The organism is Lactiplantibacillus plajomi (genome assembly GCF_005405405.1).
GTDB classification, from domain to species: domain Bacteria; phylum Bacillota; class Bacilli; order Lactobacillales; family Lactobacillaceae; genus Lactiplantibacillus; species Lactiplantibacillus plajomi.
On sequence record NZ_BJDZ01000020.1, the window covers coordinates 1 to 21,399 of the forward strand.

Annotated in this window: 19 protein-coding genes; 15 read left to right on the plus strand and 4 right to left on the minus strand. The window is 49.7% G+C overall.

Features of this window, described 5'->3' with window-relative positions; all coding sequences use genetic code 11:
• Positions 1–124: 124 nt before the first annotated feature.
• The 3 genes from FFM82_RS08950 to FFM82_RS08960 form a co-directional block, all read right to left on the minus strand.
• Positions 125–1,081 (minus strand): diacylglycerol/lipid kinase family protein, encoded by a 957-nt coding sequence (locus FFM82_RS08950; protein ID WP_137645495.1) that lies wholly within the window; start codon positions 1,079–1,081, stop codon positions 125–127.
• 81 nt (positions 1,082–1,162) lie between these two features.
• Positions 1,163–2,839, minus strand: coding sequence for a ribonuclease J1 (rnjA, locus tag FFM82_RS08955; RefSeq protein WP_137645496.1), 1,677 nt, complete (start codon positions 2,837–2,839; stop codon positions 1,163–1,165).
• Entirely contained in the window at positions 2,836–3,054 is a 219-nt protein-coding gene (locus tag FFM82_RS08960) for a DNA-directed RNA polymerase subunit epsilon (protein WP_137645497.1), read from the minus strand. The genes rnjA and FFM82_RS08960 overlap by 4 nt, the downstream gene beginning before the upstream one ends.
• A 277-nt stretch (positions 3,055–3,331) precedes the next feature.
• Here FFM82_RS08960 and FFM82_RS08965 point away from each other — a divergent pair, with 277 nt between their 5' ends.
• Complete coding sequence (locus FFM82_RS08965; RefSeq protein ID WP_137645498.1) at positions 3,332–3,823, plus strand: hypothetical protein; 492 nt, start codon at positions 3,332–3,334, stop codon at positions 3,821–3,823.
• Between the two features lie 65 nt (positions 3,824–3,888).
• Here FFM82_RS08965 and def read toward each other — a convergent pair whose 3' ends face one another.
• Positions 3,889–4,449 carry a peptide deformylase gene (def, locus tag FFM82_RS08970; RefSeq protein ID WP_137645499.1) on the minus strand — a complete coding sequence of 187 codons (561 nt, stop codon included), beginning with the start codon at positions 4,447–4,449 and terminating at the stop codon, positions 3,889–3,891.
• Positions 4,450–4,749: 300 nt separating this feature from the next.
• On the opposite strand from def, the gene pdhA reads away from it, so the two are divergent.
• From pdhA to FFM82_RS09040, 14 genes are all read left to right on the plus strand, one after another.
• Complete coding sequence (pdhA, locus tag FFM82_RS08975) at positions 4,750–5,862, plus strand: pyruvate dehydrogenase (acetyl-transferring) E1 component subunit alpha (protein ID WP_137645500.1); 1,113 nt, start codon at positions 4,750–4,752, stop codon at positions 5,860–5,862.
• A 1-nt stretch (position 5,863) separates the two neighbouring features.
• On the plus strand, positions 5,864–6,841 hold the full coding sequence (locus tag FFM82_RS08980) for an alpha-ketoacid dehydrogenase subunit beta (RefSeq protein WP_137645501.1): 978 nt from the start codon (positions 5,864–5,866) through the stop codon (positions 6,839–6,841).
• 59 nt (positions 6,842–6,900) lie between these two features.
• Positions 6,901–8,196, plus strand: coding sequence for a 2-oxo acid dehydrogenase subunit E2 (locus tag FFM82_RS08985; protein ID WP_137645502.1), 1,296 nt, complete (start codon positions 6,901–6,903; stop codon positions 8,194–8,196).
• A 7-nt stretch (positions 8,197–8,203) separates the two neighbouring features.
• Complete coding sequence (gene lpdA, locus FFM82_RS08990; protein ID WP_137645503.1) at positions 8,204–9,616, plus strand: dihydrolipoyl dehydrogenase; 1,413 nt, start codon at positions 8,204–8,206, stop codon at positions 9,614–9,616.
• A 371-nt stretch (positions 9,617–9,987) separates the two neighbouring features.
• Positions 9,988–10,929, plus strand: coding sequence for a Rossmann-fold NAD(P)-binding domain-containing protein (locus FFM82_RS08995; protein ID WP_371852246.1), 942 nt, complete (start codon positions 9,988–9,990; stop codon positions 10,927–10,929).
• On the plus strand, positions 10,913–11,200 hold the full coding sequence (locus tag FFM82_RS09000; RefSeq protein WP_137645504.1) for a UPF0223 family protein: 288 nt from the start codon (positions 10,913–10,915) through the stop codon (positions 11,198–11,200). The genes FFM82_RS08995 and FFM82_RS09000 overlap by 17 nt, the downstream gene beginning before the upstream one ends.
• Positions 11,201–11,244: 44 nt before the next feature.
• Complete coding sequence (locus FFM82_RS09005; RefSeq protein WP_371852248.1) at positions 11,245–11,985, plus strand: inositol monophosphatase family protein; 741 nt, start codon at positions 11,245–11,247, stop codon at positions 11,983–11,985.
• Between the two features lie 188 nt (positions 11,986–12,173).
• Positions 12,174–14,012: a translational GTPase TypA gene (gene typA, locus FFM82_RS09010; protein WP_137645506.1), complete on the plus strand. Its 1,839-nt coding sequence runs from the start codon at positions 12,174–12,176 to the stop codon at positions 14,010–14,012.
• Between the two features lie 223 nt (positions 14,013–14,235).
• Positions 14,236–15,405: an FtsW/RodA/SpoVE family cell cycle protein gene (locus FFM82_RS09015; RefSeq protein ID WP_137645507.1), complete on the plus strand. Its 1,170-nt coding sequence runs from the start codon at positions 14,236–14,238 to the stop codon at positions 15,403–15,405.
• 30 nt (positions 15,406–15,435) lie between these two features.
• Positions 15,436–18,867, plus strand: coding sequence for a pyruvate carboxylase (locus FFM82_RS09020; protein ID WP_137645508.1), 3,432 nt, complete (start codon positions 15,436–15,438; stop codon positions 18,865–18,867).
• Positions 18,868–18,991: 124 nt separating this feature from the next.
• Entirely contained in the window at positions 18,992–19,291 is a 300-nt protein-coding gene (locus tag FFM82_RS09025) for a YlbG family protein (RefSeq protein WP_137645509.1), read from the plus strand.
• Between the two features lie 15 nt (positions 19,292–19,306).
• Positions 19,307–19,873 (plus strand): 16S rRNA (guanine(966)-N(2))-methyltransferase RsmD, encoded by a 567-nt coding sequence (gene rsmD / locus FFM82_RS09030; RefSeq protein ID WP_137645510.1) that lies wholly within the window; start codon positions 19,307–19,309, stop codon positions 19,871–19,873.
• Positions 19,873–20,361, plus strand: coding sequence for a pantetheine-phosphate adenylyltransferase (coaD, locus tag FFM82_RS09035; protein ID WP_137645511.1), 489 nt, complete (start codon positions 19,873–19,875; stop codon positions 20,359–20,361). The genes rsmD and coaD overlap by 1 nt, the downstream gene beginning before the upstream one ends.
• Positions 20,358–21,392, plus strand: a complete 1,035-nt coding sequence (locus tag FFM82_RS09040; RefSeq protein WP_137645512.1) for a SepM family pheromone-processing serine protease — start codon at positions 20,358–20,360, stop codon at positions 21,390–21,392. Before coaD ends, FFM82_RS09040 begins: the two co-directional genes overlap by 4 nt.
• The last annotated feature ends 7 nt before the right edge of the window (positions 21,393–21,399 follow it).

The following is a 21,399-nucleotide window of genomic DNA, read 5'->3' on the forward strand; positions in this document are numbered from 1 at the left end:
AGAAACGGCTCCACCGCGAAAGAATATCGCGATAAAGCCGCTTAAGTTACGTCCGAGAATTATATTATTTCACCTGTCAACTTGACAGGGACTAGTACACTTCACCTGAAGTTAGGGGTTTTTGTTAATGATCATGAATGCTGGTATCGATCCAGAACGGGTAGGGCTGAGTTGACAGGTACAGGTCGTAGTTGCGGTTACCAATCACCTGGCCGTCCATCTGACCGATTTCAACGGAATTCACCAGTAAGTGTAAGTTGGCTTGGCGGTAGTGGTGAATAAACCGCGAGTTCAGGTGGCGTCCTCCGGCGAGTAACAAGCAAAAAAGCCACGCAACCGTCCACCAGTGGGGCGTTTCGAGGACAATCAGTTCTAGCTGGTCGTCGTACAAGTTTGCTTGCGGTAAAATCTTCACACCACCACCGAAGTACGGTTGGTTTGAGGTCGTGCATAGAAAAGCGTGCTTATAGTAATCACGTTGCCGACCGACGTGGACCGTCAGTGAGAAGCCTTCCTGCTGAGTGTAGGCTTTTAAAGCGTTGCTAAGGTATGCCCAGTGACCCAAGCGGCCTTTCTGCTTGCTGCGATTCGTATCATCAACGATTTGGGCATCGAATCCCAGCCCCACGTTATTGACGAAGTAGCGGTGATCATTTTTCAAGGTTTCGTGATAATAACCGATGTTGAGCATCCGCGGGCGCATATTATTTAAAATTTGGGCGAGGGCGATCTCCGGCTTAGTTGCCATGTCGAGTCCACGGGCAAAATCATTCCCGGAACCGCCGGGAATATAGGCGAGGGGAACCTGCTGCTTGCGTGGGACGCTCATTAAGCCGTTGAGGGCTTCGTTGAGGGTTCCGTCACCACCGATGACGAGCAGAACCGGCGTCACGTCCGGTTTAAACCGGGCCACCTTGGCGAACTGGGCGGCTAACCGGGTGGTGTGGCCGGCGTACTTTGAGACGTGGTAGTCAAAGTTGATTTGGCGTTGTTCCAGAATCGGTTTGACCGTTTCCCACACCGTTTTGCCGCGACCGTTACCGGCTAGTTCGTTAATAATAATGTCGTATTCTGCAATCAAATTTACACCTCGCATAAATCAAGTCGGTCGGGCCGACCCTTACACCACAAAAAGCCGGAACAGGATCGTTCCGGCAAGTAATTAGTTCATAATTAGCATCGGTAAAATCATTGGGTGACGTTCAGTTTTATCAAACAGGAAGCTTTGGAGATCATCAATGATCGCGTTGCGAATGGTTGCTTCGCTAGCCTTATCCGACTTCATCTTGCGGCGGATCGTCCGGAAGACGTGGCGGCGGGCTTCATTGATCAGGTCGCCGGATTCACGCATGTACACGAATCCGCGTGAGAGAATGTCCGGTCCTGCTTGGATTTCTTTTTTCTTCAAGTTAATGGTGGCGACGACCACGACTAGGCCTTCTTCTGAAAGCACTTGGCGGTCACGGAGAACCACGTTACCGATATCGCCAATTCCGGACCCGTCAACGTAAACGTCACCGGCACCGAAGTGGCCCGCGACCCGCGCGGAATCCTTGGTGAAGGCGAGCACGTCGCCGTTTTCCAAAATGAAACTATGGTCAAGTGGGACACCGCACTGTTCGGCGAGTTCCGTATGAATCTTCAACATTCGGTATTCACCGTGAATCGGCATAAAGAACTTGGGCTTCATCAGACGCAACATTAACTTTTGTTCTTCCTGACCACCGTGGCCGGAAGTGTGAATGTTATTGACCTTACCGTGGATGACGTGGGCACCGGCTTCTTCAAGTTCGTTAATGACGTGGTTGACACTTAAAGTGTTACCAGGAATCGGTGAACTGGAGAAGATGACCGTGTCGCCCGGTTCCACCGAAATTTGGCGGTGGGTTCCGTTAGCAATCCGCGAAAGCGCCGCCATGGGTTCGCCCTGCGAGCCGGTACATAGAATCATGACTTTGTTGGCTGGTAGGGAACGTAGGTCGTTTGCATCCACAATGGCTTCATCGGGAATGTCTAAGTACCCCAATTCACGACCGTTGACGATGGCTGCTTCCATACTGCGACCGAAAACGGCGATTTTACGGTGGTGTTCCAAGGCCACTTGGGCAGCTTCTTGAATCCGTGAAATGTTGGAGGCGAAGGTGGCAAAAATAATCCGACCTTCCACCCCTTCGAAAATATGACGGATCGAATGGGCGACCCACTGTTCCGACTTGGTCCAAATCGGGCGTTCCGCGTTAGTACTATCGGACATTAACGCGAGTACGCCGTGTTCACCGAGCCGCGCCATCTTTTGTAAATTCGGTGGCTGGTTGGTGATTGGCGTCAGGTCGAACTTGTAGTCCCCGGTTTCCACGATGGTACCAGGTGGGGTTTGCACCGCAATTCCTAAGGTGTCGGGAATCGAGTGGGTGGTTCTAAAAAACGAAACGCGGGTTTTACGGAATTTTAAGACGGTGTCTTCGTTAATTTCGTGTAACTCGGTCGTTTTTAACAAGCCGTGTTCCTCCAACTTACCCTTAATCAAGGCTAAGGCGAGGGGACCAGCGTAAATTGGGACGTTGATCTGCTTTAATAGGAACGGAATGCCCCCAATGTGATCTTCGTGCCCGTGGGTGATTACCAGAGCTTTTATTTTTTGCTGATTTGCAACTAGATAAGAATAGTCCGGGATAACGTAGTCAATGCCGAGAAGTTCGTCTTCTGGGAATTTGATCCCCGCATCGATCAGAATAATCTCATCTTGGAATTGGACACCGTAAGTGTTTTTCCCAATTTCTCCTAAACCGCCGACTGCAAAAACAGCGGTTTCGTTATTTTTAACGTTTAACCGTTTCATTGATTAAACTCCGTTAGTTGAAACGCTGGATTTTTTTGTTCATAATCCAAGTAGTTACCTTCTAACGGTTCGATAAACTCAATGTTGTATTCAGTGTTATCTTCCACTAAAACGCGGGCGGCCACTTCAGTCTCTGCTTCTAAGTACAGTGACTTGGTGTTCTCCCGTTGTGGGTTCCGTTTTTTGGTTTCTTGGTAATAGACTTTGTAAATCATTAACAAAACTCCTTATAAAAAGATTTATTTAGAAACTAACGTTCTAAATAGTAGCAAAAATAAAAGTTTGATCCGTACACCAGGTTGTGTAAACACAACAATTATCTTTCATTTTAGCATAATTCCAGGAAGGTGTATACAATGTTAACTTTCTCCCAAATTATGCACGGATTAGCGATTTTTTTAGGTGAAACATGCTATGCTGATAATAAGTTTTGACCGCGAATAGCGGTGTGTTGTGAAAACTATTACAAATGTTGGAGCGGGAGGGAAATCGATGCGAACCGTTATCATTGTTGTGCTCGGTTTGATTTTAGCCGTCGTGGTTTATGAAATCCTACGGCGCCAAGTTTTAAAGCGGAGTGCGTTAAAAATCCGCCGGGCTGGTCAACGAACCGTTGACGCGGCGATGCAAGCGGCGCTTGGTCAGTTAGCGAGTGCGGTCGAGGTCCAAGAGGTTCACGGGACGATTCACTCGGTCCCGGTGGCGGATGTTTGGGGGCGGGGCGTGATGGTCTTTGAATACGTTTTGGAGACACCCGGAATGACCACTGCCGACCTCGTTGAAGTTCGCCGACTATTTAACAACCAACTGGCGCGCTACGCACAGCGTGACCAACTAACCGCGATTCAGGCCGACCAGGCGCCATTGCGGGTCACGGATACGTGGTTACGTGACGGCCAGTTACACTTAGACGTTGCCTATCTGGTCAACCGCGCCACTCAAGAATATTTAGAAGATCTCCGTCGACTTGATCAGCATAATTAAGCGATTAAAAAGGACCGGTACTTGAATTTTTTTCAAGTACCGGTCCTTTTTAAATCCTAACCAAATTAAGAAATCAAAACAAGGTCGTCGTCGGCCGCAAACGGGTTGTCCATGTTGATATGATCGTAGAACAGGATACCGTGTAGGTGGTCGATTTCGTGTTGGCAAACGATTGCCGGGTAGTTCTTAAGCCGAATCTTCTTTTGTTCACCAGCCGTGTTGTAGTACCGCAGGGTAATTCGATCGTGGCGAATGACGTAACCATCAATGTCGCGATCAACTGAAAGGCAACCTTCACCTTCCGTTAGCGCACCAGGTTGTACCGAGTGACTAATGATGACCGGGTTGATGATGACGTCCTTAAAAATCGGCGCCTTTGATTCATCTTCGGCGGGGACTAGTACCGCCGCCATCTGTTTGGAAACGTCTACTTGCGGTGCTGCTAAACCAACACCCGCCCGTAGTCCGTACTTTTTGGCTAATTCGGGATCCTGGCTGTTTTCCAAGTATTCCATCATATCCTTAGCCAACTTTTGATCAGCTTCGCTAAGCGGAAATTCAACCGGCTTAGCTTCCGCGCGTAACGTGTCGTTGCCTTCGCGGATGATATCTCGCATTTTAATCAATCTAAATGACCTCCAAAACTTTGCTGTGATCTGAATAGATCGCGCTGATTACACTTACAAACTAGTTTATCATAAGCCACCAACAAATAGTAGAAAGCCGTGAGAAAATTCATGAAAGCGCCGAAAACAACAAATTCAATAGTTCACAATTTATCTAGCAAAAAAACCGTGGTCACGGGCTTTGAAAGGGCTTGCAAAAAATGAAAAGCAATGGTAAATTAGATTTGTAATTATGAAAACGATTACGGATGAGTTGGCAGTGGCCACCAGCCGTACGTTCATGAAAGGGATGTGTCATTTATGGACAACGAAAAACCAATTGTTGATTTTAGCGCAATCCGTGACGCACTGGGTAAGGATTACGAACCCGTGCAAGTCATGGATGGTCAGGCTAAAGTGATCAAACCTGAAATTGTCTCTAAATATTCAAACGATCAGTTAGTTGAGTTCTTGAAGCTAATGATCTGGGAACGGACATTGCACCAACGCTCCAACGCGTTAACCCGGCAAGGGCGCCTCGGTTTCTACGCCCCAACCGAAGGCCAGGAAGCTAGTGAAATGGCAAGTAATGCCGCGATGAAGCGGACCGACGTTATGTTGCCGGCCTATCGTGACATTCCACAGCTGATTCAACACGGCTTACCCGTTTATAAAGCCTTCCTGTGGTCACGCGGACACGTACTGGGCAACGAATACCCTGAAGACTTACACGCAATGCCACCACAAATTATCATCGGTGCGCAATACGTTCAAGCTGCTGGTGTGGCCCTCGGGATCAAGAAGAATGGGACCCCGGATAAAGTTGCCTACACCTACACCGGTGACGGTGGGACGTCGCAAGGGGACTTCTACGAAGGCATGAACTTTGCTGGTGCGTTCCAAGCACCCGCCGTCTTCTTCGTTCAAAATAACGGTTACGCGATTTCGGTTCCGCGTCGTAAACAGACGGCGGCCCGCACGTTAGCCCAAAAGGCCGTTGCTGCTGGGATTCCAAGCGTCCAAGTTGACGGGATGGACTTCCTGGCCGTTTACGAAGTTGCCAAGGCGGCCCGTGAATTTGCGGCCGCTGGTAATGGACCGGTCATGATCGAAACCTTGACCTACCGCTTTGGTCCGCATACTAACGCTGGGGACGACCCGAAGCGCTACCGGACTAAGGAAGAAGAAGAACCCTGGTTCGATAACGATCCATTGATCCGTTACCGTAAGTATTTGACGGATCAAGGCGCTTGGTCTGAAGAACAAGAAAATGAATACGTTGAACAAGTTAAGGCAGATATTAAAGCGGCCGTAAAACAAGCGGACGATGCGCCAAAGCAAAAAATGACCGAATTCTTGGGGAATGTCTTTGAAGAACAACCACAAAACATTCAACAACAAATTACGGAATTCCAAGCAAAGGAGTCGAAGTAACATGTCAAAGAAAACTTATATTCAAGCGATTACCGATGCACTTCGATTAGAACTCGGGTCCGACGATAAGACCTTGCTGTTCGGTGAAGACGTTGGTAAGAACGGTGGGGTCTTCCGCGCCACCGATGGTCTGCAAGCTGAATTCGGCGAAGACCGTGTTTTCGACACTCCTTTAGCTGAATCCGGGATTGGCGGTTTATCGATTGGGTTAGCCCTTGAAGGGTTCCGACCGATTCCTGAAATTCAATTCTTAGGCTTCATTTTTGAAACCTTGGATTCAATTGCGGGTCAAATGTCACGGGAACGTTTTCGGACCGGTGGTACCCGTCACATGCCAATAACGATTCGTTCACCATACGGTGGTGGGACTCATACGCCGGAAATGCACGCGGATTCATTGGAAGGCTACTTAGCCCAGATTCCTGGGTTGCGGGTGGTCACCCCTTCAAACCCGTACGATGCGAAGGGCCTATTGATTTCATCAATTCGTAATAATGACCCAGTTTTCTTCCTTGAAAACTTGAAGCTGTACCGTTCAATGAAGGCTGATATTCCGGATGAAGCCTACACGGTACCGTTAGATAAAGCCAAGGTGGTTCGTGAAGGAACCGACATTTCGCTGATCGCTTATAGTGCCCAAGTTAACCAGTCCTTAAAGGTCGCTGAAAAACTTGAAAAAGAAGGCATCTCGGTTGAAGTGGTCGACTTACGAACGTTATCACCATTAGATGAAGAAACGATTCTGAAGTCGGTTCAAAAGACTGGCCGTGCCGTTGCGATTCAGGAAGCTCAACGGCAAGCCGGGATCGCGGCGAACGTCGCGGCTCTGATTGCCGAAAAGGGTGCCCTTTACCTCAGTGCACCGGTTGGACGGGTGTACGCCCCGGATACGGTTTATCCGTTTGGTTTGGCCGAAGACGACTGGTTACCAGCTGAAGATGAAATCGAAGCAAAAACGCGCGAGATTCTAAATTATTAATCGCGGTCACGCGACATTGAAAAGCGGCGTTTAGCGCCGTCATGAAAGGAAGATATCGAATGGCTTACGAGTTTAAATTACCAGAGCTTGGTGAAGGTCTTGAAGAAGGCGAAATTGCATCATGGCTCGTAAAACCTGGCGATGAAGTCAAGGAAGACGACTCATTAGTAGAAATTCAAAACGACAAATCGGTGGAAGAATTACCATCACCGGTTGACGGAAAAATCATTGAAATTAAAGTTCCGGAAGGTGAAACCGCTAAAATTGGTGACGTCATCGTGACAATCGATGACGGCTCGGGTGATAACGCGGAACCCGCCGCAGCGCCGGCAGCTGATCAAGCTGAGGACAAGCCGGCGGACGCCGCACCTGCAGCTACGCCAGCTGCTAACGGTGCGCCAGCCGTTGCTGACCCGAATAAGCACATTTTGGCAATGCCATCCGTACGTCAATACGCCCGTGATAAGGACATTGACATCAACTTGGTAACCGCTACCGGTGCGCATGGTCAGATCACGAAGCAGGACATTGATAATTATACCGGTGCCCCAACCGCTACTGGAACGCCAGCACCCGAAAAGGCTGCGCCAGCGGCTGCCGAAGCAGCGCCAGCCCCAACGCCGGTTAAGCCGTACGTTTCAGATACGCCGGAATTGGAAACGCGCGAAAAGATGACGCCGATTCGGAAAGCCATCTCTAAAGCGATGGTCAACAGTAAGCATACCGCGCCACACGTTACCTTGTTTGACGAAGTCGAAGTTAGCGCGCTGATGGCCCACCGCAAGAAGTACAAGACGATTGCCGCTGACCGCGACATCCACCTGACTTTCTTACCATACATTGTTAAGGCGTTAGTTGCCGTGCTTCAACAGTACCCACAATTTAACGCGTCGATCGACGATGCAAGTAAAGAAATCGTGTACAAGCACTACTTTAACGTTGGGGTTGCAACCGACACTGACCGGGGCTTGTTAGTACCAGTTATCAAGCACGCCGAAGCCAAGGGCTTGTTCTCGATTGCACAACAAATTACCGATAACACGCAAAAGGCTTACGATGGTAAGTTGAAAGCCAACGAAATGAGTGGCGCTTCAATGACCATTAGTAACATCGGTTCAATTGGTGGTGGCTGGTTCACGCCGGTTATCAACCAACCAGAAGTTGCGATTCTCGGGGTTGGTCGTATCGGTAAGGAACCGTACGTCAACGAAAACGACGAAATCGTGGTTGGTAAGATGCAAAAGCTTTCCTTAAGTTTCGACCACCGCTTAATCGACGGTGCGACGGCCCAAAAAGCCATGAACTTATTGAAGGAATTGTTGCATGATCCAGAATTACTATTGATGGAAGGATGAGGTCAGAATGGTTGTAGGAGATTTTGCTGAAGAACGCGACACCATGATCGTGGGCGCTGGCCCAGGAGGGTACGTCGCTGCGATCCGGGCCGCTGAACTCGGCCAAAAGGTCACCATCGTTGAAAAGGAATACATCGGTGGGGTTTGCCTGAACGTTGGCTGTATTCCATCAAAAGCCCTGATCAGTGCTGGTCACCGTTATCAGGAAGCGAAGGACAGCAAGCTGTTCGGAATTAAAAACATTCAAGATCCGGTCCTTGATTTCAAGGTCACTCAGGACTGGAAGGACCACTCGGTGGTTGACCGCTTGACCGGCGGTGTTGAAATGTTATTAAAGAAGCACAAGGTCGAAGTCGTTCGCGGTGAAGCGTACATGCATGATAACCACACGTTACGCGTGATGAACGGCGATCATACCGGTCAGACCTACAAATTTAAGCACTTGATTTTAGCAACCGGCTCACGCCCAGTTGAAATTCCGGGCTTTAAGTTCAGTGGCCGGGTCGTGGACTCGACCGGTGGCTTGAATTTACCGGAAGTACCAAAGGAATTAGTTGTTATCGGTGGCGGCTACATCGGTTCTGAATTGGCCGGTGCGTACGCGAACCTGGGTGCCCACGTCACGATTCTTGAAGGGACCCCGTCAATTTTGCCAAACTTTGAAAAAGATATGGTTAAGTTGGTCACAAGTAGCTTCAAGAAGAAGGGCATCGACGTGATTACCAACGCGATGGCCAAGAACTCTGAGCAGGACGACAGCGGTGTCACGGTAACGTACGCGGTTGACGGTAAGGAAAACAGTATCCACGCAGACTACGTGATGGTTACCGTTGGTCGGCGGCCGAATACCGACGACATGGGCCTGGAATACACGGACGTCAAAACGACCGACCGCGGCTTGATCGAAGTTGATCAACAGGGACGCACGGCGGCCGAGGACATCTTTGCCATCGGTGACATCGTTGCCGGGCCGGCCTTAGCCCACAAAGCCTTTGCGGAAGCAAAGGTTGCTGCCGGTGCAATTAGTGGTAAGAAGACGGCGAACGATTACGTTTCGATTCCAGCCGTCTGCTTTACCGACCCCGAATTAGCCTCAGTTGGGATGACCAAAGCCGAAGCAGAAGAAGCGGGCCTGAAAGTTGTCGCATCCAAGTTCCCATTTGCTGGGAACGGACGTGCGATCTCCTTGGACTCGACGGACGGTTTCTTCCGCTTAGTGACGACTAAGGACGAGGGGACGATCGTTGGCGCTCAAATCGCTGGTGCGGGTGCTAGTGACCTGATTTCTGAAATGAGCGTTGCGGTCAACGGTGGCTTGAATGCCGAAGACTTAGCATTGACGGTTCACCCGCACCCAACCTTAGGCGAAGTGATCCAGGAAGCGGCCGACGTGGCCATGGGCTTCCCAACCCATATTTAACACTATCAATTAATACAGCACATACTAGCAAAAGCTCTGTAAAACAGTCGGTTTTACAGGGCTTTTCCTATGATGTTGGTCATTCATCCGGACTAGACCACGTTCGGCAAATGTTACAAAAAGCTAAACTTTTCATTAATCTTTACTTGTATTCGTTGACAGCTTAGGTACAATTATTACGAAGGCTGATGCGTATTTACGGCCCGACGCTCACTTTTTTTCTATGCGTGGCGTAGTACGAGCTACGTTGCCTAAGAGCGTCAAATTACAGTTGTAGCGTACCGCATCGACGGTGGGCTACCAAGTAAAGAAAATTAGTCGCGCACCCGCTCGAGCAGTAAGAACGAGCCGCGGGACTAGTAGGGAGATGCATGATGAATAATACTGTCATAGTTCGGGGCTTATTTGAATTTGTTCAACAGTTGATTTTAATTGCCATGGCACGGGACTTGCCGTTAAAACTCGTGGTGGCAACGGAAGCGGATGAGACACCGCGTTATCAAGGCTTGATCACGGCAAGCCTGACTTGCCGTCAATTTAGTTTGTTGGCGCAAGCCAAACCGGACTACTCGCAAGCGGACGCGTTGATAATCGGGAATTTGGTCCCACTGGCGGCTGACAACGACGCCGAGGCGGATTTGAAGGCAACCTTGCCGCGCTTTCGGGCTTTCGTGAACGCGGCGATGGCGGCCGGCTTTAGCGGTAAGCTAATTTTAACCGGCTCGAACGACGCCGTGTTGAGTGTCCTGGCTGCCCGTTTTAGCGGCGTTGACCATCAAAAGGTCTTGGGACTGGGAACTCTGGCACAGAGTCGTTTGTTAGAGCAACGGCTCCGGCGGCAACTGAGCGTCGGGATGAACGACGTCCACGCGTTCGTTGTGGGAACGGCTCAGTCGCATTTGATTTCATGGAGTCGTTCGTACATCGGACCGTCACCGGTCATGACGTACCTAGCTAATCAGGATACGAGCTTTGGCATGGAAGAAATGAGTGCGGCTGCCGAACAGATCGATGCCCCGGAAATCGTTACCAATCCGACCCTTAGTGTGTTAGCATTAGTGCAGGTCTTGAATGCGTTTTATAACCAGGCGCCGTTTATCGGGACGGTCACCAACGTCCAGACTGGTGAAGATGACAAGCTGGTTGGTTTGGCTTCACCGGTGCTGATCAGCGTTAACGGCATTAAACGGTTAGCCGACCTGGTTTTATCGGATGAAGAGCAAAAAGAATACGCAGAAATCGCACGTCAGGTTCGAGTAGAACTCGACCGGGTCGAAGCGGGGGAGTTTGAACAGGATGACGAACAATCATGATAATTACCAGTACCCATTAAACGATAGCTGGACGACCACGGAAATCATCACGGTGACCCAGTTTTACGGTTTAGTTGAACGGGCAAACGAGCAGCGGGTTGTAACCGCGGACTTTTTGGCGGCCTACCGGGCGTTCAAACAAGTGGTTCCGGCAAAATCGGAAGAAAAGCAGTTAGGACGGGCGTTTGAAAGTGCTTCGGGATACAGCATTTACCGGACGGTTCAGGCGGCGCAACAAGCAACCCGTCAACAATTCCAGTATCGAGGTTAGGTGGTAACGTGGTGACGACAAAGTTAGAAGAGTTAAATCAAGCGATGCAAGCGGTCATGAAGGCCGACCGGCAACGGGTCCTTGTGGCGATGGGGAGTCACTTAACGGTGGCCGAAAAGACGAGTCGCCGCGACTTAGTGACTAACGTTGATCACAGCAACGAAGACTATCTGGTTGAGCGGATTCGTGAGTTGGACCCACAAGCCAAGGTTCTGGCTGAAGAAGGTCGGGGTGACCACGTGACGTCGATGCGCGGCCACGTTTGGATTGTGGATCCGATCGACGGCACGATGAACTTTGTCCACCAGCGCAACCACTTTGCCATCATGGTGGGATATTACGTGGATGGTGCCCCGACCTTGGGTTATATTTACGACGTGGTGGCCGACCGACTCTTTGCGGGTGGTCCGGTAGTCGGGGTCACGCTCAACGGCCAACCGTTAGCGGCCCCCGCTGACCTAACACTGAGTGAAGGACTATTCGGGGCAAGCGGCCCGCTACTGATTGCTAACAAATTCCAGATGCAACGAGTGATTGCTGCCAGCCTAGGTGCTCGCATCCTGGGGAGTGCCGGAGTACAAATTGCGCAGGTTTTAGCGGGGGAATTAGTCGGTTACTTATCCTATTTACGCCCGTGGGACTTTGCGGCCGGACGAGTTTTAGCTGAGACGCTCGGGTTGGTCGTCACTCAAGTTGACGGCACCCCGGTAAATATGTTATCATCTGGTGCTGTACTAGTTGCGACTAAGCGCGCACACCGCGCCGTCTTGGCACTAGCCAAGTAAAGCAGATGGGACTGTGACCCATACGTCACAGTTTTTTTATGTCACCGGATGAAAATCGGTGAAAACGGCGCTTGCATGCCTTAAATCAACTGATGTAACTTGATAGTAGCGCCGGATTGTATTAATATATGTAGGATTTCTGCTGTCAGCTGACGGTAAGAATTTTGAAGGATGAAAGGAAGATCAATTTGAAATTTAGAGATGATATCCGCAACATTGCCATTATTGCCCACGTTGACCACGGTAAAACGACGTTGGTTAACGAAATGCTTAAACAATCGGATACCCTGGATGAACACACGACGATTGGTGACCGGGCCATGGACACTAATGCCATTGAAAAGGAACGCGGTATCACGATCCTTTCTAAGAACACGGCCGTTCGTTACGGCGACAAGCAAATCAACATCTTGGACACCCCAGGACACGCCGACTTCGGTGGTGAAGTTGAACGGATCATGCGAATGGTCGACGGGGTCTTATTAGTTGTTGACGCCTTTGAAGGAACGATGCCACAAACGCGGTTCGTGCTTAAAAAAGCCTTAGAACAACACTTGACACCGATCGTTGTGATTAACAAGATCGACCGTCCGGGTGCTCGTCCTGAAGAAGTTGTCGACGAAGTGTTAGACCTCTTCATCGAATTAGGTGCGGACGAATCACAATTGGACTTCCCAGTTGTTTACGTTTCAGCCTTAAACGGGACGTCTAGTTACGAATCAGACCCTGCTAAGCAAGAACACACGATGAAACCAATCTTTGATACGATTATCAAGACGATTCCGTCACCAATCGACAACTCTGACGAACCACTTCAATTCCAAGTGGCCTTGTTGGATTATAACGATTACGTTGGTCGAGTTGGGATTGGCCGGGTCTTCCGCGGAACTATCAAAGTCGGCGATAGCGTTACGGTTATGAAGCTTGACGGTAGCCAGAAGAACTTCCGGGTGACGAAGTTATTCGGGTTCTTCGGTTTACAACGTTTGGAAATCAACGAAGCCCACGCTGGTGACTTAGTTGCCGTTTCCGGGATGGAAGACATCAACGTTGGGGAAACCGTTGCGGACTCCGCTACGCCAGAAGCGTTGCCAATTTTACGGATTGACGAACCGACCTTACAGATGACCTTTGGAACCAACTCGTCACCATTTGCTGGTCAAGACGGTAAGTTTGTGACGGCGCGTCAATTGGAAATGCGCTTGAAGGCTGAATTGGAAACCGACGTGTCGTTACGAGTTGACGATATAGACGAACCTGGGTCATGGGTCGTTTCTGGTCGTGGGGAATTGCATTTGTCAATCTTAATCGAAACGTTACGCCGCGAAGGCTATGAACTACAAGCATCCCGTCCAGAAGTTATTTACCGTGACGTGGATGGTCAACGTTGCGAACCGTTCGAATCCGTTCAAATCGATACGCCGGATGAATACACCGGTGCCATCATTGATACCTTGTCGAAGCGTAAGGCTGAAATGAAGAACATGGAAAGCACTGGTAACAACCAGACCCGCTTGACGTTCTTAGCACCTTCACGGGGCTTGATCGGTTACTCAACCGAATTCTTATCGTTGACCCGTGGTTACGGGATCATGAACCACACTTTCTCGAAGTACTTGCCAGTTATTAAGAACTGGAACCCGGGTCGTCGTAACGGTGCCTTAGTTTCAATTAACCAAGGTAAGACCACCACTTACGCAACGATGGGAATCGAAGACCGGGGAACGATTTTCGTTGACCCAGGTACTGACGTTTACGAAGGGATGATCGTGGGTCAAAATAGTCGTGAAAACGATATTTCGGTTAACATCACCAAGGGTAAGAACATGACCAACGTCCGTTCTTCAAACAAGGACTTGACCGCAACGATCAAGACACCAACCCACTTAACGTTGGAAGAATCGCTTGAATTCTTGAACAGTGACGAATACTGTGAAATCACGCCGGACCACGTTCGGTTACGGAAACGGACTTTGAACACCAACGCCCGTGAAAAAGAATCCAAGAAACGTAAAATGAACAAGTAATTTTAGTAATTGAGTGCCGACTAGGGGAACGTTTCCTCTGGTCGGCACTTTTTTTAGTGGGCATTGCTGGGCGTACTTAACAAAGAAACCTAAAAAATTAGCAAATTAATCGTTGCACATGCCCGTCGAAAACGGACTATGCTATAATTACTGCATGCGAACTACGGGCACGTCCTGACGAAACGTGGCCCGATATTGAAAACGATGGGTGGGATTCAAGTTCATGTTAAAGAAAATGCATTACATGGACTATACACTGCTGATTCCGTACTTGATTTTGTCCGGAATCGGGATTGTGATGGTCTACTCGTCAAGCTCGTACGTCGCCGCGCAAAACGGCTTGACGCCGACGGGCTACCTAATTAAGCAAATTGTGTGGGTGGTAATTGGCCTCGGCATGACCTTTATCGTTATGAATTTACGAATTCGGGTGTTGAAAAACCGGACGATGTTGGGCTTAGTTGGTATGTTATTAATTGCCATGCTCGGCTTTTTGATGGTGCGTGGTAAAACCATTAACGGTGCCGCGGGCTGGATTACGCTGGGGTCGGTCTCGCTACAACCGGCCGAGTTTTGTAAGTTTTTTATCATCGTTTACTTGGCGGAGTTCGTCACCCAACGGGCTGATAATCAGGGCTTAGCGCATTGGGGTGACATGGTCAAACAGTTTGTGATGATTGGGGCGATGCTAGTCCTGATTTTGATTCAACCGGATTTAGGTGGAGCGGCGATCAACCTGATGATTGCCATCGTGATCCTGTTTGCTAGCGGGATTCACTACTTTATCGGGGTTGGTATTCTTGGTGGTGCCGTTGGGCTGGTCGAATTTGTACTTATCCCGGCCGTCAGTCGGTTACCACAAAGCGTCCTCCAAAGTTCTTACAAGTTACGCCGTTTTATCGGCTTTTTAAACCCGTTTGAAACGGCTTCTGGTGCCGGGGCTCAGTTGGTCAACTCGTACTACGCGATTTCTAACGGTGGCTTGACCGGTGTTGGGATTGGGAATAGCTTGCAAAAGCGTGGTTACTTGCCGGAACCGAACACCGACTTTATCATGTCAATCATTGCGGAGGAACTGGGCTTAATCGGCGTCCTGGTTATTATGTTCTTGCTGGCGTTCATGGTCCACCGCATCGTTAAAATCGGTGTGAAGTCCAAGAGCCGCTATAATACGTTAGTTTGTTACGGGGTTGCGACCTACTTAACGGTCCAAGCATTCATTAACGTTGGTGGGCTGTTAGGCCTGATTCCGATTACTGGGGTCACGTTCCCGTTCATTAGTTACGGTGGTTCCAGTATGATGGTATTAACGCTGGCGTTGGGTCTGGTACTCAATATCAGTGCCCTTGAAAAAATTGAACGGACGTCCGCGACCGTTCACGAGGCAGATTAAGACGAGATATTTTGAAATGAGGGGATATTGGTGAAAAAAGTATTAATTGCTAACCGTGGTGAAATTGCGACCCGGGTCATCCGGGCCTGCCATGAACTTGGCTTGCAGACCGTTGCGATTTACGCCAAAGAAGATGAGTTTTCCGTTCACCGCTTCAAAGCTGACGAAGCCTACCTCGTCGGTGCCGGTGACGCGCCGATTGCGGCGTACCTCGATATTGATGATATTATTCGAATTGCGAAGGAAAATCACGTTGATGCCATTCATCCGGGCTACGGATTTTTATCGGAAAACGCCACCTTTGCGCGGCGGGTTGCTGAAGCCGGGATGACCTTCATCGGCCCGACTCCCGAACAATTGGAAATGTTTGGTGACAAGATCACGGCTAAGCAAGTTGCTAATGACGCAGGTGTACAGACGATTCCCAGTACCTTACACCCGGTAACTAGCCTTAACGAAGCCCTAGCCTTTACGCAAAAGTACGGCTTTCCAATTATGATCAAGGCGGCCATGGGTGGTGGCGGTCGCGGGATGCGGATCGTCCGTGAAGCTTCGGAATTACAAGAAGCGTTCGACCGTGCCCGTTCGGAAGCTAAGCAGTCCTTTGGCGATGACGAGATTTACCTAGAAAAATTTATTGCGGATCCAAAACATATTGAAGTTCAGATTTTGGGTGATTCACACGGTAACGTGATGCACCTCTTTGAGCGGGACTGTTCCGTTCAACGGCGGAACCAAAAGGTGATCGAATTCGCTCCGGCGGTTGCTTTACCGGTTGAATTACGGAATAAAATTTGTGACGCTGCGGTTGAGCTGATGAAGAGTGTTCATTACCTGAACGCGGCAACGGTTGAATTTTTGGTTGAAGGTGACCAGTTCTACTTCATGGAAGTTAACCCACGGGTCCAAGTGGAACACACCGTAACCGAAATGATTACTGAAATTGACATTGTTCACGCCCAGATTGAAATTGCCCAGGGTGGGGATTTACACAAAGACTTACACTTACCGCAACAAAAAGACCTTACTTATAACGGGACGGCTATTCAGTGCCGGGTCACGACTGAAGATCCGGCGAACAACTTCATGCCGGACACCGGTTTGATTGAAACTTACCGGTCACCGGGTGGTAACGGGGTGCGTTTGGATGCTGGTAACACGTATTCCGGCGCCGTTGTGACGCCTTACTTTGATTCGCTACTCGTTAAGGCTTGCGTGGTTGCCAGTGATTTTCCGACGGCTGCCTCCAAAATGGAACGGGTCTTACAGGAATTTGATATTCGCGGGGTCAAGACCAACATTCCGTTCATGCTGAACGTTATTAAGAACCCAATTTTCCGCGCTGGTAAAGCCAATACCCGCTTTATCGATGAGACGCCGTCACTATTTAAATTCCCGGATGATACGCAGCGGGAAGATAAGATGTTGAAGTACATTGGTAACGTGACCGTTAACGGTTTTGCGGACGTGGTTCGCCACTCCAAGAAGTATTATCCGGACGTCGCGTTTGAAGATAATTTCAAGCCGATAAAGCCCGAAATCGTCACGGCTAAGGACGTCTTGGATCAACGGGGCGTCGCCAGATTACAAGAATGGTTATTAGCGCAAAAGCGCGTTTTACTAACGGATACGACCATGCGGGATGCCCACCAAAGCTTATTTGCGACGCGGATGCGGACCAAGGACATGCTGGCGGTCGCAGCGGCCTCCCAAAAGGCGCTCCCACAATTATTCTCGTACGAAATGTGGGGCGGGGCGACGTTCGACGTGGCCTACCGCTTCCTGCATGAAAATCCGTGGGACCGGTTAAAGCAACTCCGGCAAGCCATGCCAAGAACCTTATTGCAAATGTTGTTCCGGGGTAGTAACGCCGTGGGTTACCAAAATTATCCGGATAACGTTATTCGCGAATTTATTTTGGAAGCCGCTAAGAGCGGTATCGACGTTTTTCGAATCTTTGACAGTTTGAACTGGATCCCACAAATGGAAAAGAGTATCCAGGCCGTTAAAGAAACTGGCAAGATTGCTGAAGCCACGATTTGCTATACTGGCGACATTATGGATCCGGAACGTCAGAAGTATAACTTGGCCTATTACCGACAACTAGCGTTAGATTTACAGTCAACCGGTGCAGATATTATTGCCATCAAAGACATGGCTGGTGTTTTGAAGCCGGAAGGGGCTTACGAACTCGTTTCGACCTTAAAGGATGCCCTCGATATTCCGGTTCATTTGCACACCCACGATACGACTGGGAACGGGATCTTTACGTACGCCCGGGCGGTAGCGGCCGGCGTTGACGTGGTTGACGTGGCGGCCAGTGCCATGTCCGGAACCACCAGCCAACCGTCAATGAGTTCGCTGTATTACGCGCTGGCACATAATGACCGCCAGCCCGACGTGGACATCAACAATGTGGAAGCCGTTAACCGTTACTGGCAAGGGGTTCGTCCTTATTACCAGGACTTCTCGAACGGAATGACCGGGCCGCAAACCGATATTTACCAAACCCAGATGCCGGGTGGTCAGTATTCGAACTTGCAACAGCAAGCTAAGGCAATGGGCTTAGGGGACCGTTGGGAAGACGTTAAGGCGATGTATACCAGTGTTAATACCATGTTCGGTGACATTATCAAAGTGACCCCAAGTTCCAAGGTGGTCGGTGATATGGCGCTCTTCATGATTGAAAATAACCTGACCCCGGATGACGTGTATGACCACGGTGAAAAGTATGATTTCCCAGATTCGGTAATCAACTTCTTTGCGGGCAACCTCGGTCAACCGGTCGGCGGGTTCCCCGAAAAGTTACAACGGATCATTTTGAAGGGGCGGCCAGCGTTGACGGTTCGTCCGGGCAGCTTGGCCAAGCCGGCTGATTTTGCTAACGTGCAAAAAGAATTGACGGCTAAAATTGGTCACGAAGCCAGCCACCAAGAAGTACTGAGTTACTTATTGTACCCGAAAGTCTTTTTGGATTACGTTAAGCAGAATAAGCAGTACGGTCCGGTGGCGTTACTTGATACGCCGACTTTCTTCCAAGGCATGCGCTTTGGTGAAACGGTCAACGTTGAAATGGCGCCGGGTAAGACGATGATCTTGAAGTTGAACCAAATCAGTGATCCGGACGTTGACGGGGTGCGGACGTTATACTTTAGTATTAACGGTCAGAACCAGGAAATCACCGTTAAGGATAACGCCATTCACCAAACGGCGACGAGTACCCGTAAAGCCGAACCAACTAATGAGAATGAAGTTGGGGCGACGATGAGCGGTTCCGTGTTGAAGGTGCTAGTTAAGAAGGGTGACCAGATCACCAAGGGGCAGCCGTTATTAGTTACGGAAGCCATGAAGATGGAAACGACCATTCAAGCGCCAGAAAGTGGCGTGGTGGAACACGTTTACGTCGATGCGGGTGACGTGATTCAAACGGATGACTTATTATTGGAAATCACACCGCAATAAAAAAGATTTAAACGGTCCAGCCTTTGGGGTTGGACCGTTTTACGTCAAGACTAGTAGTTGACGAAATCACTAATCTAGCCTAACATTTAAACCAGTAATTTATAGTAGAAGAGGTGACCGTCAGATGGTCTTTGAAGTAAAGCCACGCCGGGCGTTGATCGTCCATATGAACTCAATGAAACAGGTGCGTCAGCTTAAGCGGTTTGGAATTATTCAGTACCAGTCGCGTAAGCAGCACTACGTTGTCCTGTACATGGATGAACCGCAAGTTGCCGCGGCGACGGCGAAGATTAATAAGTTGAACTTTGTTCGACGCGTCGAGCCGTCTTACCGGCCAGACGTTGCCATGAACTTTGGTGAACGGGTGGATCAGGGCTTTTTTAAGCCCGAAGACAAGTCGTTGCCAATCGATGATGAAGATTAAGTTGGTGAAGTAAGTATGCGCATTGTAGCAGGAGATTTCGGCGGTCGCCGTTTAAAAGCGGTCCCGGGAATGCAAACGCGACCGACGACCGATAAGGTCAAGGAAGCCGTTTTTAATATCATTGGACCGTACTTTGATGGCGGTCAGTCGCTCGATTTATTCGCGGGTAGTGGCGGACTAAGCATTGAAGCCGTTTCGCGTGGGATTGACCGTGCCGTTTTGATTGACCGGCAGTACCAAGCGATTAAAACGATTAAGGATAATATTAGTGTCACCAAGGCACCGGACCGTTTTGAAGTCATCAAGGGCGACGCACAGCGGGTGTTAGACCGGTTAGCGGCGCAAGCCGAACGCTTCGACTTGGTCTTTTTAGACCCGCCGTACGCGAAACAGCAGATCGTTAAGGATATTCAACGTTGTGATCAATTAAGGTTACTGAATCCGGGTTGCCGAATTATTTGTGAGACCGATACCCAGGCGAATTTGCCGACTGAACTACCCGGCTTTGAGCAGATTCGGGTACAGGATTACGGGATTACGGTAATTACGATTTATCAAAAGTTAGAAACGGGGGCTGACTAATGACAACGGCAGTATTTCCAGGGAGCTTTGACCCGGTGACGCGCGGGCACGTTGATTTAATTCAACGGGCGAGTCACCTCGTGGACCACTTGATTGTTGCGGTGATGGTCAATACGAGTAAGCAGCCGTTATTTAGTATGCCGGAGAAAGTTGCCATGATTCAAGCCGAAGTTGCGGATCTACCGAACGTCACGGTGCAGGCGGCGACCGGACTGACGGTCGATTTTATGGATCAAGTCGGGGCCACCGTTCTGATCCGCGGCCTTCGTAACGAACAGGATTTTGGCTATGAGCGCGACATCGCTTGGATGAACAAGTCGTTAAACGACCACGTGGAGACGATTTTCATGATTGCCCGCCCGCCGTTTGCCTACTTCTCATCGAGTTTGATTAAAGAAATCGCCAAAATGGGTGCTGACGTATCAGAATACGTACCGACCGCGGTTGCCCAGCAACTTCAGCAACGATTTAAGGCGCGCCGCTCATGAGACGCTGGTGGCGGCATTCTTGGAAGTGGCTGCTCGCGTTAGCCGTCATTGCGGTAGTGTTCTGGCTACCGTTACCGTATTACGTTGAGGGCCCGGGTAGTGCCGATAACTTAAAATCGTTTGTGACGGTCAAGCAGCATCCGGATAAGCGGGCGGGTAAGTTTATGCTGACTTCGGTCGCCGTTGCCCGGGCGACCCCGGCACTGTGGTTGTATGGTCAACTTCATCCGCATTACGACGTGGTTCCGAAGGATGAAATCGACGGTGGTCAGAACAACGCCACTTACGATAAAGTGCAAAAGTTTTATATGCAAAGTGCGATCAATGAAGCGATTGCGACGGCCTACGCTGCGGCGGGGCAGTCTTACCAAAAAGATTATCAGGGGATTTACGTGCTGGCCGTTCAGGCTGACTCCAAGTTTAAGGGCCGCATTCAAGTCGGTGACACCATTACGAAAGTCAATGGTCGGCATTTTAAAAATGCCGCTGGTTATCAACGCTACATTGCGGCTCAAGGCGTTGGTCGGCAAGTTACGTTAACCTATCGACATAACGGCAAGACCCGTCACGCCCAGGCACCGCTGGTTAAACTAGATAATCATAAAGCGGGAATCGGCGTTCAATTGACTGACAACGTCAAGGTGACGACGAAAGTTCCCGTGAAGGTCGATCCCGGTGAAATCGGCGGGCCGTCCGCGGGACTGATGTTTAGCTTGCAAATTTATCAGCAGCTGACTAACCGTAATTTACGGCGTGGTCGTAAAATTGCGGGTACCGGGACGATTGCCGCTGACGGAACGGTCGGTGAAATCGGCGGGATCGACAAAAAGGTCGTGGCAGCGAACAAGGCGGGGGCAACCATTTTCTTTGCGCCCTACGTTAAGCCGACTAAGGCCCTCTTGGCACTAGAAGAACATCACCAGACTAACTATCAGCTCGCAAAGGCGACCGCCAAGCAAGTGGCGCCTAAGATGCGGGTCGTGCCGGTGACGTCGTTTAAACAAGCTGTCCATTATTTAGAAACTCACTAAAAGATTG